Here is a 224-nt window from a genome sequence, read left to right as displayed (position 1 = left end):
GGAACCATTCGAAACAGCACAGCTCTAAAACTAAAAGATTTCTAAACTACGCCTACGACCAGTTTTGGAACCATTCGAAACAGCACAGCTCTAAAACTCGAAGTATGCAGAGTCATCTGTTTCTTCGGTTTTGGAACCATTCGAAACAGCACAGCTCTAAAACTGAAGTGTGTCAAATTCTTTGTCCAAGTTGGTTTTGGAACCATTCGAAACAGCACAGCTCT

The organism is Streptococcus sp. HMSC36C04 (assembly GCF_001839535.1).
In the GTDB taxonomy this organism is placed as follows: domain Bacteria; phylum Bacillota; class Bacilli; order Lactobacillales; family Streptococcaceae; genus Streptococcus; species Streptococcus hominis.
This window is presented reverse-complemented; position numbering follows the sequence as displayed.